Consider the following 16,687-nt stretch of genomic DNA (forward strand, 5'->3'; position numbering starts at 1 on the left):
ATAATAATCCCTTTAATTATAGGTTAAAGGGATTTTTGTATTTGTAAAAAAAACTTTAAACCTGAAACAAAAAAATTACCTTTGCACCATGACAGGAATCGTTTATAAATCAACAGGAAGCTGGTACAATGTAAAATCGGACCAAGGCGAATTTGTAGAATGTAGAATAAAGGGAAAGTTTAGGATGAAGGGAATTAAAAGTACCAATCCTATAGCTGTGGGGGATCATGTGGATTTTGAAATTGAAGAAAACAATGCTCAAGTTACAGGAGTGATTCATCATATACATGATAGAAAGAATTATATTGTACGTAAATCGGTGAACTTATCCCACCAGATGCATATTATTGCGTCCAACATTGATCGTGTTTTTTTATTGATTACAGTTAATAATCCACCCACCACTTTTAATTTTATTGATCGTTTTCTTGTCACTGCAGAAGCATATGGAATCGAAACTATTTTAGTTTTTAATAAGATAGATACTTTTGACGAGGCTACGCTTGACGAGCAGTTGTACATGCAGCACGTGTATCAAGAAATCGGATACAAATGCTTGAGAGTCTCCTCTACAGAAATGAAAGGTGTTGAAGTATTGCAGGAAATGATGATTGGCAAGGTGAGTATGTTCTCTGGACATTCCGGTGTAGGAAAATCAACATTGGTAAATGCTATGGAACCTTCCTTGCATTTGAAAACAAAAACCATATCAGATGCAAGTAAGCAGGGGCAGCACACGACAACCTTTGCAGAAATGTATGATTTGTCATTTGGTGCGAGCATTATTGATACGCCAGGAATCAAAGGTTTTGGAATGGTCGATATGGAACCAGCCGAAATTGGCGGTTATTTCCCCGAGTTTTTTAAATTGAAAGATCAATGTAAGTTCAACAACTGCTTGCATAAGGACGAACCAAAATGTGCTGTAAAATTGGCTTTGGAAAATGACGAAATTGCGTGGTCGCGATACAACAGCTACCTTAAGATTCTAGAAGGTGATGAAGAGCAATACCGTACTGATATCTATGACGAAGAACGTCAAAACAGTGATAAAGGTAGGGCGTAATGAAAGTAGTTATTCAGAGAACTAGTGAAGCAGCTGTAACGGTAGAATCTAAAGTAGTTGCTTCTATTGGAAAAGGATTGTTGGTCTTGGTCGGAATCGAAGATTCTGATGGTCAGGAAGACATCGATTGGTTGGTAAGTAAAATTATTAAAATGCGCATTTTTGAGGACGAAAATCAAATAATGAACTGTTCAGTTCAAGAAGTAAATGGTGATATCTTGGTAGTTAGTCAGTTTACACTTCATGCTGCAACTAAGAAAGGGAATCGTCCGTCGTACATTAAAGCTTCAAAACCCGAAATAGCAATTCCTCTTTATAAAAATTTTGTTCGAAAAATAGAAGAAGAGCTAAGCAAGCCAATACAAATGGGTGTGTTCGGTGCTGATATGAAAGTTAGCTTGATCAATGACGGACCTGTAACTATTATTATTGATAGTAAAAATAAGGAGTAAATAAATACAGAGATAAAATGAACATACAAAATTCCCAACTAGAGGTAGATAAATGGATAAAAGAGCATGGTGTTCGTTATTTTAACGAATTGACCAATATGGCGCAGCTTACTGAAGAAGTAGGGGAAGTAGCCCGAATCATCGCACGTCGTTACGGAGAACAGTCAGAGAAAGAAAGTGATAAAAACAAAGATCTTGGAGAAGAATTAGCCGATGTTGTTTTCGTAGTAATGTGTCTTGCCAATCAAACAGGTATCGATTTGCAAGCTGCATTTGATAAGAAATTAGATCTAAAATCTGTTCGCGATAAAGATCGTCATAAGAATAACGAAAAATTGAAATAATAAAAAAATAAAATAGCAACTTAAAGTGTCAATGCTTTTCTTTGCGATTCTTTGAGAAACACATATAAAAATGAATTTACTGTTACAAACTACGCATTCCAATTTACAAGCAACTATTGCAGTGACGGGATCAAAAAGTGAAACCAATCGACTATTATTATTAAAAGCATTGTTCCCTACAATTACTTTGTCTAATACTTCAAACTCAGATGATAGTGAAGTGATGGAAAAGGCTCTAAAAGGAGACGAAGAAATTGTTGACATTCATCATGCTGGTACAGCAATGCGATTTTTAACCGCTTTTTTTGCTGTAAACGAAGGGCGTGAAGTAGTTCTAACAGGATCGCCTCGTATGCAAGAAAGACCAATCAAAGTATTAGTCGACGCATTAAAGCAATTAGGAGCGGTCATTACTTATGAAAAAGAAGAGGGCTATCCTCCAATTCGCATCAAAGGGCAAAAAATAACCGCGTCAAAAGTGGCTATTCCAGCCAATGTTAGTAGCCAGTATATTTCTGCGTTGTCTCTAGTAGCATCAAAATTGGAGAACGGAATCGAATTAAATCTCGTAGGCGAAATCACGTCTGTACCGTATATCAAAATGACGTTGGCTTTGCTAAATGATTTAGATATAAAAACTAGTTTTGAAGGAAACACCATTAGAGTATATCCAGCAATTGCCGTTCCTTCCAAAGTAATGGTTGTAGAATCAGACTGGAGTTCTGCATCTTACTTTTTTAGTTTGGTTGCTTTGGCAGACACAGCTTCGATTACTATTTCTAGTTACAAAGAGAACAGTTTACAAGGGGATTCTGCATTAGTTGAGCTGTATGCTGCATTAGGTGTAGAATCAAATTTCGAAAATAACCAATTGACACTGACCAAAAAAGCAAAGTTCACGCCAGTAGACGTGAATTTTGAGTTGAACAATACTCCAGATATAGCTCAAACTATTGTAGTGACTTGTCTAGGTTTAGGAATTGGTTGCCACTTAACTGGTCTTCACACTTTAAAAATTAAAGAAACAGATCGTCTAGAAGCATTGCGAATTGAATTGATAAAATTGGGTGCAAATATTTCAGTGACTGATGAAACATTAACTCTAGTAGCGGCTACAGAAATCAATCACAATATAAAAATTGCAACTTATAATGACCACCGTATGGCGATGGCATTCGCGCCATTAGCATTAAAAGTGCCCATTATTATCGAAAATGCAGAAGTAGTTTCCAAATCTTACCCTGATTTTTGGGACGATATGGCAAAATTAGGCTTTAACGAAACTGAAGTTTAATAAAAAAAGTGTTGATTTCAGTATCATTTATACTGCTTTATTTTTGATTAACTGCCTTTTACAAAAATAAATAGCAAAACACTTGACAACGCCTATCTCACAATCGTATCTTTGCAGCCGAAAGATTTTTTATTTTAGAGTTTTCTAATCTAAAGTATTAAATTTTAAACCCAACCTAAGTCGAGAGACAAAAGGATGAAATAAACAACAAAATATATGAAATTATCACATTTCCAATTTGATTTACCAAAAGAACTTCTAGCTGAATTTCCTTCGGAAAACAGAGATGAAGCTCGTTTAATGGTTATTGATCGTAAAAAACAAACAATAGAGCACAAGATGTTCAAAGATGTTATCGATTATTTTGACGATGGTGATGTAATGATTCTGAATAACACAAAAGTATTTCCTGCTCGTCTGTACGGTAATAAGGAGAAAACAGGTGCTAGAATCGAAGTATTCTTACTTAGAGAATTAAATGCAGAACAACGTCTTTGGGATGTGTTGGTAGATCCAGCTCGTAAAATTAGAATTGGAAACAAATTGTATTTTGGAGATGACGATTCATTAGTAGCTGAAGTTATTGATAATACAACATCTCGTGGAAGAACGCTACGTTTTCTTTATGATGGTTCTTACGAAGAATTCAGAAAAAAACTTACTGAACTTGGTGAAACTCCAATCCCAAAATACATAGGTAGAGATGTAACTCCAGAAGATGCAGATCGTTACCAAACAATTTACGCAAAAGAAGAAGGTGCTGTTGCTGCTCCAACTGCAGGACTACATTTCTCAAAACACTTATTGAAACGATTAGAGATCAAAGGTATTAAATTTGCTGAGGTTACTTTGCATGTAGGATTAGGGACTTTTAATCCAGTTGAGGTAGAAGATTTATCAAAACATAAAATGGATTCTGAGGAATTAAAAATAAATCAAGAAGCTTGTGATATTGTAAATGATGCCAAAGTGAGAAAACAACGTATTTGTGCAGTTGGTACAACTTCAATGCGTGCAATCGAAAGTGCAGTTTCTTCACAAGCTACATTAAACCCTTTTGATGGTTGGACAAATAAATTTATTTTCCCTCCTCATGAGTTCAGTATAGCAACTTGTATGATTACAAATTTTCATACTCCAAAATCGACATTACTAATGATGATTTCTGCTTTCTGTGGACACGATTTAATGCGTTTGGCGTATGACGAAGCAATCAAAGAAGGATACAAATTTTATTCTTATGGTGATGCGATGTTAATCATCTAATTTTCTACAAGAAAAATAATTCTAAAAAAAAATTTCGTCAGCAATGGCGAGATTTTTTTGTTATATAGAGATTTCCTACGGTTGTCTTATAGTCATGCTTGCTTTAATCCTGAAGTTTTTTATGAGTCAGGCTGTTTATTGCAAATCTCCAACCATTTCTTCTATCGTTAAAGTCGTTTCAAGAATTTTTACTACTAAGGATCAGCTAAAATAGGATGTGAAATAATTAATATTCAAAGTTTCATACTTCAATTAAGAACAAATAGGAGTAAGAAAGAGTTGAGTTACCTTATTACTCTTCGCGATGAACTTTTGCAAAGTCAAAAGCAGGTTTACAAATAGCGATATATTCGCATTCTTCATCAAATGGATTAGAATATTGAACATGTGTGTTTTTTAAAATTTGAATCGATTGTCCAGCTTCCAATATTATCTCTTCATCGTCTATAATGAATCTTTTTTTACCTCTAATTAGGTATGTATATTCATCAAACTCGGGAGTTTGAAAAGGTTCAGTCCAACCTGGTGGAGCAATCATGTGGGCCACAGATATTTCTGAATTGTTCGTAGATGCTAAACCATGGTGCTCTTCAATAAGTTTACCGTCGGTTGTAGGTACTATAAAGGGACTGTTTTGAATTAAGTATTTTTTCATAATTGATTAGATATGTTAATGTACACAAATAAATTAAGAGATAAATTCGTGTATTTTATTTCTTCATTATTTTCGAAAGTACGCCAAAGAATCCTCTAATAAAAGTAGCGCTAGTTAACACTTTTAAAACGGACTTACCAACGACATCTGTTGTGCTAGGTCCTCGCGAAGTGGTTTTTTTCTCTGCTTTTATATCTTCTTTTGCTTTTTTCTGCTCGGCAACCTCTTGTTCAATGTCCGTAATTTTTTTGTTTAACATTTCATAAGCACTCTCTCTGTCAATTAATTCGCTATATTTTTTTACCAATCTAGAATTTTTGTTTATATCTTGAATTTCGGTTTCAGTCAAGATGTCCATTCGGCTCATAGGTGCTCTCAACATGGTTGCAACTAGTGGTGTCGGTATTCCTTTTTCATTAAGAGCAGTTACAAGTGCTTCACCAATACCAAGGCTAGTCAATACTTCACTTGTATTATAAAATTCCGAAATAGGGTAATTATCAGCCGTCTGTTTAATTGATTTTCGATCATTTGCTGTGAATGCTCTCAATGCGTGCTGTACCTTTAAACCTAATTGTGATAAAATTCCACTTGGAACATCCATAGGGTTTTGGGTAATAAAATAGATTCCTATTCCTTTAGATCGAATTAGCTTCACGATTGATTCAATTTGGTCCAAAAGTGCTTTACTTGCTTCTTTAAAAATCAAATGTGCTTCATCTATAAAAATGATTAACTCAGGTCTGCCGGAATCTCCCTGTTCTGGCATCTGCTGATAAATTTCAGCCAAAAGGCTCAACATGAATGTAGAAAACAACTTAGGTTTATCCTGGATGTCTGTTAATCTCATAATATTGACATAACCTTTTCCTGTTTCATCGATTCGCATCAAATCATCTATTTCAAATGATTTCTCGCCAAAGAATAATTCCGCACCTTGTTGTTCTAGTTCGATAATTTTTCTTAGAATGGTTCCTGTCGTAGAGGTTGAGATTTTACCGTAATGTTCGCTAATCTCTGCTTTACCTTCCTCAGTAATGTAATTAATAACTTTCTTAATATCCTTTAAGTCTAGTAAAGGCATCTTATTATCGTCACAATATTTAAATATAATCGAGATAACTCCAGACTGCGTATCGTTTAAATCTAATATTCTAGAAAACAATACGGGACCAAATTCAGAAACTGTTGCTCTCAAGCGCACGCCGCTTTGTTCTGATAGTGTTAGTAATTCTACAGGAAACTTGGCAATAGTATAGGGCAAACCTATTTTAGAATGACGTTCAGTAATAAAGGTTTTTTCTTCGCCCTCTTTTGCAATGCCACTAAAGTCTCCTTTAATATCCATCATCAAAACGGGAATTCCAGCTAATGAAAGTTGTTCTGACAGTACCTGAATCGTTTTGGTTTTTCCAGTACCAGTTGCTCCGGCGATCAAACCATGTCTATTAAGTGTCTTTAACGGGATTTTTACTAGCGTATCTGCAATTGGGTCGTTATCTAAGATTCCACCTCCAATAATTATACTTTCTCCTTTACAAAAATAACCTTCATTAATCTGTTTTGAGAAGCTCTCGATCTTATTCATAACGTAAATTTAATTTTCTTTTAATGCAGTGTTTAGTAATTTAAAAATAGTCTATTTTAATGTTTTATGCAATTATATTTGATTTTTATTGTTAATAATTAAAACTTTGGGTTAAAATTAATGTTAACTGTTTTTTATGAATAGTAGTTTAAAAAATCAAAAAATATGTTTTTAATTTTGATTAAATGCTGTTTTAGTGTGAATAATTAGTAGAAATTGGCAAAAGTCGATTGATGCTTTTTTTTTAAGACAAAAAAAATTAGAATTAAACAAAAAAAAATTTTTTTATTAGAACGAAACATATAAATTTGCTTCACGACAAGTTAATTACAACTAAAATAAATTATTTAAAAAATTAAAATTAAAAAAAATGGCAAACGTTCAAGTTAAAAAGGAAAGTTCAAATGGTGGAGGGATGGTTTCAGGATTGATTATCGTTGCGTGCATCGGTGTAGGTATATTAATCTGGAAGTTTGTGATGGGATCTCCTTCGAATTTTGAAGGGGGAAATCCAGAGACAGGACATCCTTTAAATGCATTAGGACAAGTTTATCACGGTGGTGCAATTGTACCAGTATTATTAGGAATGTTATTAATGGTTCTTGTTTTTTCTATCGAAAGATATTTTGTTATATCTAAAGCAGCAGGAAAAACTAAATTGGATACTTTCATGACTAAAGTACAAGCAAACATTAAAGCTGGAGAAATTGATGAAGCAATCGTTGCTTGTGATAAACAACAAGGATCTGTTGCAAATGCAATCAAATCTGCATTAATCAAATATCAAGCAGTTAAGAAAGAAGGATTCAATAGTGAAGAAGCATCAGAAACTATTCATAAAGAAATAGAAGAAGCTACTTCTCTTGAGATGCCAATGTTACAAAAGAACATGACTATTATTTCTTCATTAGTTTCTTTAGGAACTCTTATTGGATTATTAGGAACAGTATCTGGTATGATTAAAGCGTTTGGTGCATTAGCATCTGCTGGTACTCCAGATCAAGCTGCACTTGCAAGTGGTATTTCTGAGGCACTTATTAATACTGCAACAGGAATTGGTACTTCAGCTGTAGCAATTATTTCTTACAACTTCTTTACTTCTAAAATTGATGATTTGACTTACTCTATCGATGAGGCAGCGGTTTCAATTGTAAATACTTACAGAAGATTTAGAGGAAGTTTGAAGCAATAATTTTTGATATTTATATCAAATAAAAAATAAAAAGAATGGCTAAAATAAAAATAAATAAAAATCCGGGGTCTACGGATATGACAGCAATGTGTGATGTCGCATTTCTATTGCTTACCTTCTTTGTTATGACTTCAACAGCCAAAATACCTGAAGCGTTACCTGTAGATACACCATCTTCAACGGTTCAGACTAAATTGCCTGAAACTGATTTAGCTACATTGACTATTGGTGAAGGAAAAGTGTTTTTTGACTTAAAAGGTAGAGAGGTTCGTATGAGAACTTTGGAGCTAATGGGAGAAAAGTACAATTTAGAATTTTCTGAACAAGATAAGACTACATTTTCAAGAATGGATGATTTTGGTGTGCCAATTGCTAATCTTAAACAAATCATTGATATGAAGGCTTCTGATAGAAGTAAAGCAGGGCAACCTGGGATACCTGCAGATTCATTAGATAATCAGTTGAAAGAATGGGTTTATAATGCGCGTATAGCAAATAATGAATTCAATAACGAGAAAGGTAGTAAGCAAGAATTACAAATCGCAATTAAAGGTGATGCAAAAGAGCAGTACCCAATGATTAGAAAAGTAATGGATATGCTTCAAGATCAAAAAATCAATAGCTTTAGTTTAGTTACTGGTTTAAGAGGTAAAGATTTTTAATTAAAAAAAACACACTAAAATGGCTGAATTAAATACCGGCGACGGTGGAGGCAAAAAAGGTGGAAAAGTAAGGAGTAAAAAACAAAATTCAAAAGTAGATTTAACTGCTATGGTGGATTTGGCCTTCTTATTAATCACATTCTTTATGTTGACTACCACGTTGTCTAAACCTCAATCGATGAGTTTGGGGTTGCCAGATAAAGATCCAAAAGACGATAGTGTCGACATGAAGGTTGATGAGAATCGTACTATGACCGTGATGATGGGAGCTGATGATAAATTAGTTTTCTACATGGGGTTACTTAATAATCCAATTGCAGGTCCAAAAGATTTGCCATACGGAAGAGAAGGTATTCGTGCGGAATTGATAAAAAGAAAGAAAGAAGTTTTAGCATATTCGACTGCAAAAGGGAAACCTGATCAGGGAATGATTGTAATTATCAAACCTAGTAAAAAGTCTAATTACAAAAATGTAATTGATATTCTAGACGAAATGGCAATTTCTAATATTCCTACCTATACGATTGTTAATGATTTTTCGCCTGAGGAAACAAAATTGTTAGAAGGAAAACAAGAGTAATCTTGTCTTCTTAATAACCTAATAATTAAGAAAAATGAAATTAGATATATTAAAAAATCATTGGGTTGAAATCGTCTTTGAAGGACGAAATAAAGCCTATGGTGCCTATGTTTTAAGAAAGGAAAATCGTAAAACTACGGTAAAAGCTCTTATTATTGGTTCATTACTTTTTTCTTTGGCTCTAAGTGCACCACTTATTATAAGTATGTTGCCAGAGGATTCAAACGATGATGTAGTATTAGATCAAAAGATCGTTGCTATCAAGTTACCTCCAAAGCCAAAGGATGAAATCAAAAAGTATGTTCCACCACCACCACCACCACCTCCGCAAGTAGATCAAGTTAAATTTGTGAAACCTGTAGTTGCAAAGGCTGAGGAGGTATTTGAAGAACCACCAAAGATTGTTGAGATTAAGGAAAAGAAAATCGGAAGTGAGACTATAAAAGGTGATCCAGACGCTATTCTTACCGTTGCTCCAGTTGGAAATGGTCCAAAAACTAGTCAAGTAGTTGAAGAAGATACTCAAATTTATAACACTGCTGGAATTGAAGTAAAACCTGAATTTCCAGGAGGAATTGAAAAATTTTACAAGTTTGTAGGTAATAACTATAGAGCACCAGAAGAAGAAGGTCTTAAAGGTAAAGTATATGTTACTTTTGTAGTTGAAAAAGATGGTTCATTAACAGATATCAAAGTATTGAGAGATATAGGTTTTGGTACAGGAAAAGAAGCTATTAGAGTTTTGAATAAATCTCCTAGATGGAATCCAGGTGTACAAAACGGGAAACCAGTAAGGGTATTATACTCATTGCCTATTACTATTCAATCAGCAGAGTGATGTTGGATAAATTTTATAAAAATTTTCAGAAGAAATCGCTCAAAGAGCGATTTCTTCTTTTTATAGGTGTTTTGTTTTTTATGCTTTACTTTATTTTGGGATTATTTATTATATTTATGAAAAATTTCCCATTAGATATGAGCATGAATTATAGAATTGCTTTTGGGTTGTTGTTGGTTGTATATGCATTCTTTAGATTTGTTCGTTTAATGAACGATAACAAAGAATAATGTCTAACCACAGTAATTAATAAACACTTGTGTAAAATTTACTCAATTGTTTGTTGAAATAATTATATACATATGAAGTTATCATTAAGCTTTTCAGTACTATTTGCAATTTTATTATCTAGTTTGTTCTTTTGCTGTAAAAAGAATTCTAGTGAGAATGACACGATTTTAAAGGGTGGTATTACTGTGATAGTTGATGAAACCTTAGAGCCTATTATTGCAGATCAAGTTGAAGTTTTTGAGAGTGAGTACAATGCAGATATAACTGTAAATTCTAAATCTGAGATGGAAGCATCATTAGCACTAGTTAAAGATACTTCTAGAATTATAGTATTGTCAAGAGAGTTGAACGAATCAGAAATTAAATATTTTGAAAAATTAAAAATAAAGCCAAAAACTACAAAGATTGGTACTGATGCAATCGCATTTATTTCCAATAAGAAGAATAATGATACCTTGATTTCATTGCAAGAGGTAATTGATTTTATGAGAGGTAAATCAACAGATAAAATAAAAGGATTGGTCTTTGATAATCCTAATTCAAGCACAGTTCGCTACATGAATGAGCTAGCTAGCTTAAAAGTGACACCAGAAAAAGGAATTTATTCTTTTAAAACAAATGAAGAAGTTGTCGAGTTTGTTTCAAATAATGAAGGTATGGTAGGTATTGTAGGTTTGAATTGGTTATACCAGCCAACCGCAACTATTGAGTCATATTTAAAAAATGTAAATGTATTAAGTGTGAAAGGTGTCGGTAAAAATGACTATTTTGCACCCACTCAAAATAATATTGCAGAAGGTACTTATCCTTTGGCACGTGATTTGTTTATTATAAATTGCCAAGGCTACTCTGGATTGGGAATGGGATTTGCTTCCTTTATTGCTGGTGATGTGGGACAGAGAATAATGTTAAAAGCAGGATTGTTGCCTGTTCGAGTACCTAGTCGAAAACTCTTGATCAAATAGTTGGTCAAATTAAAAAAGATGAAAATGAATAAATTAATAAATTACAAAATGAAGAATTTTAAAGTTTTAAGTATGGCCTTTATGGCATCAGTTTCTATAATGCAAGCTCAGGATATAGATCAAGTAAAGAAAGAAATAGATGCAGAGCAATATGATAAAGCCAAGAAAAATCTAAAGGCAATTGTAGGTGCTGATTCAAACAAGGGAGAAGCTTATTTTCTCTTAGGGAATGTGTATTTATATCAAAATATTGCTGACTCAGCAAAAATTTCTTATGACAAAGGTCTGACAGCTAAAAATGATGCTCACCTTAACAATATTGGTTTAGGACAATTAAGTCTTGACAAGGGAGATGTGGCAGGAGCAAATGCAAAATTTGAGCTTGCAAAAAAAGAAATGAAACGTAAGGACTTTATGGAATATGTTTATATAGCAAGAGCTAATATGAATTCTGTAAATCCAAACTATAAAAATGCTATCTCAGTATTAAATCTTGCCAAGGAAAAGAATGATCAAGAACCTCTTGTTCTTTTAGCTTTTGGTGATGCTTACTACGGTGACAAGAATCAAAATGAGGCATACCGTGCATACCGTAATGCTTACCAAGGTGATAGTTCTTTAATTAGAGCGAAAATGCAATTAGGAGTTTTACTTAAAGGTGCAAAAGCATATACTGAAGCAGTAGCTGCTTATGATGATGTTATTGCTACTAGTCCTTCTTACGGACCTGTATACCGTGAATTAGCAGAAACTTATTATTTATGGGGAAACAATCAACCTTCTAAATATGATGAGCATATTAAACAAGCTTTGACTTATTATGAGAAATACATGAGTATGACGGATTACTCATTGGACTCTAGAATGAGACATGCAGATTTTTTAATTCTTGCTAAAGATTACAAAGCACTTGAAATTGAGGCTAATAAAATGAAGCAGTTGGATAAAGTAAATCCAAGAATCTTAAGATACTTAGGATATTCTGCATATGAAAATGGAAATACAGATGGAGCTATTGAATCATTAAACTCTTTTATTAATGACTCATCAAATAAAATTATTGCTCAAGATTACATGTATTTAGGTTTGGCTAAAGTGAAAAAAGCTACTAAAGCGGATGATTCATTAGATTTACCAGTTTTCAATGAGGCTGTTGCTTTAATCAAGAAAGCAGTTGATATGGAGCCAACTCTAAGCGCTGAAATAGGTGACCTAGGTAAAAAATTATATGAGCAAAAAATGTTTAAGGAAGCTTCTGAAATTTTTGAGATAGCAACTTCTAACAAAGATTCTAAAAATTACTTATTAGACAACTTCTACTTAGGTAATTCAATTTATTTTGATAATACTAAAGCTGACGCTGTAAAAGATACAATTGCACTTCAAAAAGCAGATATTGCGTTTGGTAACGTTATCACTGCATCTCCAGCTACGCAAGATGTATATGTTTACCGTGCTAGAACACAGTCATTATTAGGTAATGATGAGTTAATGATAAAATATTACCAACAATATATTGACATTGTTACGCAAAAAGGTGCTGAAGAATTAGCAAAGCCTGCTGTAAAAGGTAAGTTGATCGAATCTTATAATACAATGGCAGCTGGTTATGCTAATACTGATAAAGTAAAAGCATTAGAGTTCTTTAATAAAACACTAGCTCTTGATCCGGGTAATGCATACGCTACTCAATCTATAAAATCATTGAAGTAGAATTTTTAATTAATTAAGAAAAACCGGTAACATTTGTTGCCGGTTTTTTTATGTCTTTTATTTCAAATGTCGTAGAGTTAGAGTTGTTTATTTTTTATAACTATCTTTGCATTTCAAAATTTTAGAATGTTATCAAAAGAAATACAGTTAGAGGTTAATAAAGGTGCAATGCTTCCATTAATGGAGGAGTTTTATACAATTCAAGGAGAGGGTTATCATACAGGAACTGCTGCCTACTTTATTAGAGTTGGTGGTTGTGATGTTGGTTGCCATTGGTGCGATGTAAAAGAAAGTTGGAATGCAGAATTACATCCTCCTACAGCAGTAGATATAATAGTTGCAAATGCAAGTAAATATTCTGAAACTGTTGTAGTTACTGGGGGAGAACCTTTATCGTGGGATATGAGTTTACTAACCCAAAAGCTAAAAGAGAACAATAGAAAAATTCATATTGAAACTTCGGGAGCCTATCCATTATCGGGAACATGGGATTGGATTTGTTTATCTCCAAAAAAGAATAAATTACCTACTCCCACAGTATATGCCGCTGCACATGAATTAAAAGTAATCATTCATAATAAACATGATTTTATTTTTGCAGAAGAACAGGCAGAACTGGTAAATAAAGATGCGATTTTATTTTTACAGCCTGAATGGAGTAAAAAGGAAGAGATGACAGAATTAATAGTTGACTATGTAATGACAAATCCTAAGTGGAGAGTATCGCTGCAAACGCATAAATATTTAAATATACCTTAATAAAAAAGCCAAACTATAGATTCAGTTTGGCTTTTTTACTTATAAAGATAATTTTGCTAAATAATCATAATGTGATCCTTCTATAATTAATTCACATTTCAGACTATTGTCAATAGCTGCATTTTGCAGCGTATTATAGTCTAGATAAAGCCAATCTAATGGTATCTCATCTTGACCTTTGTACGATATTTGGAAAGTAAGTTCTCCGTAGTAACTGTCAGCAGGAACTGCATATGCTCCATCTTCGTCTTCGTCAAACATATAAATGATATCTGAACTATCAATTAAAATTTGGCCATCTGGTGCTAGTAATGCTTTTAATTTATTTAAAAACTCAGGAAGTTTTATCAGTTTACCACAAATTCCTGTGCCGTTCATCAGAAGTAAAATCGTGTCAAATTGTTCACTATCCAAATTATTAAAATCTTCGACTGTTGCATTTTTAATACCGCGTAGTTTGCAAGTTTCAATGGCATTATGAGAAATGTCAATGGCTGTAACTTCAAGTTTTCGCTCTTCCTGCAAATATAAACTATGACTTCCTGCTCCGCAACCGATATCTAGAACCTTTCCTTCGCAAAGTTGAATGGCTTTTTGTTCAATTTTTGGCATTTCGTCATACGTACGAAATAGATACGAGACACTCATTTCATCTTCCTCAGATATAGAGGTAGATGTAATTAAGTCTTCGGGATTGTTATTTGTTTGGAAATCCAATATTGCTTTACCAAAAAGATCTTTCATTTTTTTAAATTTAAAGTATATAGGTCTAAGGGCTAAAAGTTGATTAACTTTGTAGTGAATTTTTTAATACCAAAAATTGAAACCACAATTAAACGAACTCGAAAAGTTAGCCAAAGATAAGCATATAGAGAATAAGAAATATTTTGATAAGCTAAAAAAGAAGACGCCCAAGAATCTAGATTATATTATGCAAGATCTGCATCAAGCTGTATTTAAAAAAACAGATTGTTTAGATTGCGCCAATTGCTGCAAAACTACTGGGCCTCTATTTACGTCTGCCGACATCGAGCGAATTTCTAAATCTTTGAAGCAAAAGCCACAGCAATTTATATCCCAATATTTGCGCATGGATGAAGATCAAGATTATGTCTTAAACTCTGTTCCTTGTACTTTCTTAGATCACGACAACGCATGTATGATTTATGATGTAAGGCCTAAGGCTTGTCGTGAATTCCCTCATACAGATCGTAAAAAGTTTCAGCAGATAACAGATTTGACACTCAAGAATATTCCAATCTGTCCTGCGACCTATAATATTATAGAGGAAATGAAGAAGAAATTGCCGCTTTAAATAAATCGTGTCAACTTGTATCTTAAGTATATTTGTGCGATACTAAATAATTATAATTTGAATCTAGAATATTTTATAGCCAAAAGATTGGTTACTGCGAAGAATAATAAAAGCAGTATTTCAGCTCCTATCATCAAAATTGCGATCTCAGCAATTGCGATTGGTATGGTAATGATGATAGTTTCTGTTGCAACAGGTATTGGTTTGCAGCAAAAGATTAGAGAAAAAGTTTCGGCCTTCAATGGCCACGTGTATATTTCTAATTTTGACAGTAATGAATCAAATACTTCCTTAAGTCCAATCTCTCTTAATCAAGATTTTTATCCTAATTTTAAATCGGTAGATGCTGTAAAGCATGTGCAAGCAGTTGCTAGTAAGGCTGGAATTATTAGAACAGAAACAGCTTTTGAGGGAATTGTCTATAAAGGTGTTGGTGTTGATTATGACTGGCATTATATTCAGGAGTATATGCTAGAAGGTAAGCTGCCAAATTTCAAAAGTTCTTTAAATGAAGAGGTGGTAATATCACAGTTTCTAGCAAATCGTTTGCATTTTAAAGTGGGCGATTCATTCAATACTTTCTTTATGAAAGAAGGGGAGAATAAAATGCCAAATAGTCGCCGATTCAAAATAGTTGGAATCTTCAATTCAGGTTTTCAAGAATTCGATGCAACATTTATTATAGGAGATATTCGTCATCTGCAAAGAATAAATAAATGGACTAAAGAACAAGTGGGTGGATTTGAAGTTTTCGTCAAAGATTTTGATAAGATTAATCTAGCTGGCGAAGAGATATACAAACAAATAGGATCTACATTAAATGCAACTACAATAACAGAGAAATACAGTTATATATTTGAGTGGTTAAAGCTTTTTGATTTTAATATAATAGTGATATTAGTTGTTATGATTCTCGTAGCTACCATTAACATGGTTGTTGCGTTATTAGTTCTCATACTTGAACGTACTCAAATGATAGGAATATTAAAAGCGCTGGGAGCAAGTAATTGGAGTGTTAGAAAAGTTTTTCTGTATAATGCCGCCTATCTCATCTTCCGCGGTTTATTCTGGGGAAACCTTATCGGATTAGTAATTCTGTTCCTTCAGCAATATTTTGGTATTGTCAAATTGAATCCAGAGAACTATTATGTGAATGAAGCCCCTGTGTATATTAATATAGGTTATATAATAATGCTTAACCTACTTACGGTTGGAGTTTGTTTCATAGTTCTGCTTATTCCTTCCTATATTATAACTAAGATATCGCCAGTTAAAGCAATTAAGTTTGATTAGAAGCTAATCCTGCTTTTTGTTACAATATTTACCCGATCGTACCTTTTTTTCTAAGCATAAAAAGGAGCTTACTTCGATCGCTCTTTTTATACAAGAAAAAATTGGTACGATCTGTCAAATATTTCCACTACAATCAGGGCTAATTCGTCAATAATCGTATTTATAGTTCTAGATAATGTACTGTATTTTGAAATATAGGAACGAGTCATGATAAAATAGGTGTGTCATAGTTCATACGAATGGCATAATAAACTCCAAAATCGTACAAAATTAAAAACAATCAAAACTCAAGTTACACTTTTCCAGCTAATTAAAAAATAGATTAAAAAAAGGTTAAGAAAAAGTATTGAATAACGGTGAAGACTCACTACTTTTGCATCCGCAACAACGAACAAGTTCACTGACACACTGGCAAGCGATACTGATATAAAGGAAGAAATTCTTCTAAAAAAAAATATCAAATAAAGCTTGTGA

General features: G+C 33.2%; 17 protein-coding genes. 14 read left to right on the forward strand and 3 right to left on the reverse strand.

The window, feature by feature from the left end:
- Positions 1 to 88: 88 nt before the first annotated feature.
- The 5 genes from rsgA to queA all read left to right on the forward strand — a co-directional run bounded on the left by rsgA (position 89) and on the right by queA (position 4,422).
- Positions 89 to 1,066: a ribosome small subunit-dependent GTPase A gene (gene rsgA / locus LXH21_RS17150; protein ID WP_239868842.1), complete on the forward strand. Its 978-nt coding sequence runs from the start codon at positions 89 to 91 to the stop codon at positions 1,064 to 1,066.
- Positions 1,066 to 1,518, forward strand: a complete 453-nt coding sequence (gene dtd / locus LXH21_RS17155; protein WP_239868844.1) for a D-aminoacyl-tRNA deacylase — start codon at positions 1,066 to 1,068, stop codon at positions 1,516 to 1,518. Before rsgA ends, dtd begins: the two co-directional genes overlap by 1 nt.
- Positions 1,519 to 1,535: 17 nt before the next feature.
- The gene (locus LXH21_RS17160) at positions 1,536 to 1,862 is read left to right on the forward strand and encodes a nucleotide pyrophosphohydrolase (protein WP_239868846.1); all 327 of its coding nucleotides are present in this window, start codon (positions 1,536 to 1,538) and stop codon (positions 1,860 to 1,862) included.
- A gap of 70 nt (positions 1,863 to 1,932) precedes the next feature.
- On the forward strand, positions 1,933 to 3,156 hold the full coding sequence (locus LXH21_RS17165) for a 3-phosphoshikimate 1-carboxyvinyltransferase (RefSeq protein ID WP_239868848.1): 1,224 nt from the start codon (positions 1,933 to 1,935) through the stop codon (positions 3,154 to 3,156).
- A gap of 216 nt (positions 3,157 to 3,372) precedes the next feature.
- Complete coding sequence (gene queA / locus LXH21_RS17170) at positions 3,373 to 4,422, forward strand: tRNA preQ1(34) S-adenosylmethionine ribosyltransferase-isomerase QueA (protein ID WP_239868850.1); 1,050 nt, start codon at positions 3,373 to 3,375, stop codon at positions 4,420 to 4,422.
- Positions 4,423 to 4,714: 292 nt separating this feature from the next.
- On the opposite strand, the gene LXH21_RS17175 is transcribed toward queA, so the two are convergent.
- Positions 4,715 to 5,077: a cupin domain-containing protein gene (locus tag LXH21_RS17175; RefSeq protein WP_239868852.1), complete on the reverse strand. Its 363-nt coding sequence runs from the start codon at positions 5,075 to 5,077 to the stop codon at positions 4,715 to 4,717.
- Between the two features lie 55 nt (positions 5,078 to 5,132).
- Entirely contained in the window at positions 5,133 to 6,665 is a 1,533-nt protein-coding gene (locus LXH21_RS17180) for a helicase HerA-like domain-containing protein (RefSeq protein ID WP_239868856.1), read from the reverse strand.
- A 370-nt stretch (positions 6,666 to 7,035) separates the two neighbouring features.
- Here LXH21_RS17180 and LXH21_RS17185 point away from each other — a divergent pair, with 370 nt between their 5' ends.
- The 7 genes from LXH21_RS17185 to LXH21_RS17215 all read left to right on the forward strand — a co-directional run bounded on the left by LXH21_RS17185 (position 7,036) and on the right by LXH21_RS17215 (position 13,605).
- Positions 7,036 to 7,857 carry a MotA/TolQ/ExbB proton channel family protein gene (locus LXH21_RS17185; RefSeq protein WP_239868858.1) on the forward strand — a complete coding sequence of 274 codons (822 nt, stop codon included), beginning with the start codon at positions 7,036 to 7,038 and terminating at the stop codon, positions 7,855 to 7,857.
- Between the two features lie 35 nt (positions 7,858 to 7,892).
- A complete protein-coding gene (locus tag LXH21_RS17190) occupies positions 7,893 to 8,519 on the forward strand; it encodes an ExbD/TolR family protein (RefSeq protein ID WP_239868862.1) in 627 nt (208 codons plus the stop codon).
- A 19-nt stretch (positions 8,520 to 8,538) separates the two neighbouring features.
- Positions 8,539 to 9,099 carry an ExbD/TolR family protein gene (locus tag LXH21_RS17195; protein WP_239868864.1) on the forward strand — a complete coding sequence of 187 codons (561 nt, stop codon included), beginning with the start codon at positions 8,539 to 8,541 and terminating at the stop codon, positions 9,097 to 9,099.
- A 34-nt stretch (positions 9,100 to 9,133) separates the two neighbouring features.
- A complete protein-coding gene (locus LXH21_RS17200) occupies positions 9,134 to 9,937 on the forward strand; it encodes an energy transducer TonB (RefSeq protein ID WP_239868866.1) in 804 nt (267 codons plus the stop codon).
- 302 nt (positions 9,938 to 10,239) lie between these two features.
- Positions 10,240 to 11,133, forward strand: a complete 894-nt coding sequence (locus LXH21_RS17205; protein WP_239868868.1) for a PstS family phosphate ABC transporter substrate-binding protein — start codon at positions 10,240 to 10,242, stop codon at positions 11,131 to 11,133.
- A 24-nt stretch (positions 11,134 to 11,157) separates the two neighbouring features.
- Positions 11,158 to 12,846 (forward strand): tetratricopeptide repeat protein, encoded by a 1,689-nt coding sequence (locus tag LXH21_RS17210; RefSeq protein WP_239868870.1) that lies wholly within the window; start codon positions 11,158 to 11,160, stop codon positions 12,844 to 12,846.
- A gap of 126 nt (positions 12,847 to 12,972) precedes the next feature.
- Complete coding sequence (locus LXH21_RS17215; protein WP_239868872.1) at positions 12,973 to 13,605, forward strand: 7-carboxy-7-deazaguanine synthase QueE; 633 nt, start codon at positions 12,973 to 12,975, stop codon at positions 13,603 to 13,605.
- A gap of 39 nt (positions 13,606 to 13,644) precedes the next feature.
- Here the strand turns inward: LXH21_RS17215 and LXH21_RS17220 are convergent, their stop codons facing one another.
- Positions 13,645 to 14,349, reverse strand: a complete 705-nt coding sequence (locus LXH21_RS17220; protein ID WP_239868874.1) for a class I SAM-dependent methyltransferase — start codon at positions 14,347 to 14,349, stop codon at positions 13,645 to 13,647.
- Positions 14,350 to 14,425: 76 nt separating this feature from the next.
- On the opposite strand from LXH21_RS17220, the gene LXH21_RS17225 reads away from it, so the two are divergent.
- Positions 14,426 to 14,920: a YkgJ family cysteine cluster protein gene (locus tag LXH21_RS17225; protein WP_239868876.1), complete on the forward strand. Its 495-nt coding sequence runs from the start codon at positions 14,426 to 14,428 to the stop codon at positions 14,918 to 14,920.
- Between the two features lie 57 nt (positions 14,921 to 14,977).
- Entirely contained in the window at positions 14,978 to 16,213 is a 1,236-nt protein-coding gene (locus tag LXH21_RS17230; RefSeq protein WP_239868878.1) for an ABC transporter permease, read from the forward strand.
- Positions 16,214 to 16,687: the final 474 nt, after the last annotated feature.

It is taken from the genome of Flavobacterium algicola (assembly GCF_022399565.1).
Classification (GTDB): domain Bacteria; phylum Bacteroidota; class Bacteroidia; order Flavobacteriales; family Flavobacteriaceae; genus Flavobacterium; species Flavobacterium algicola.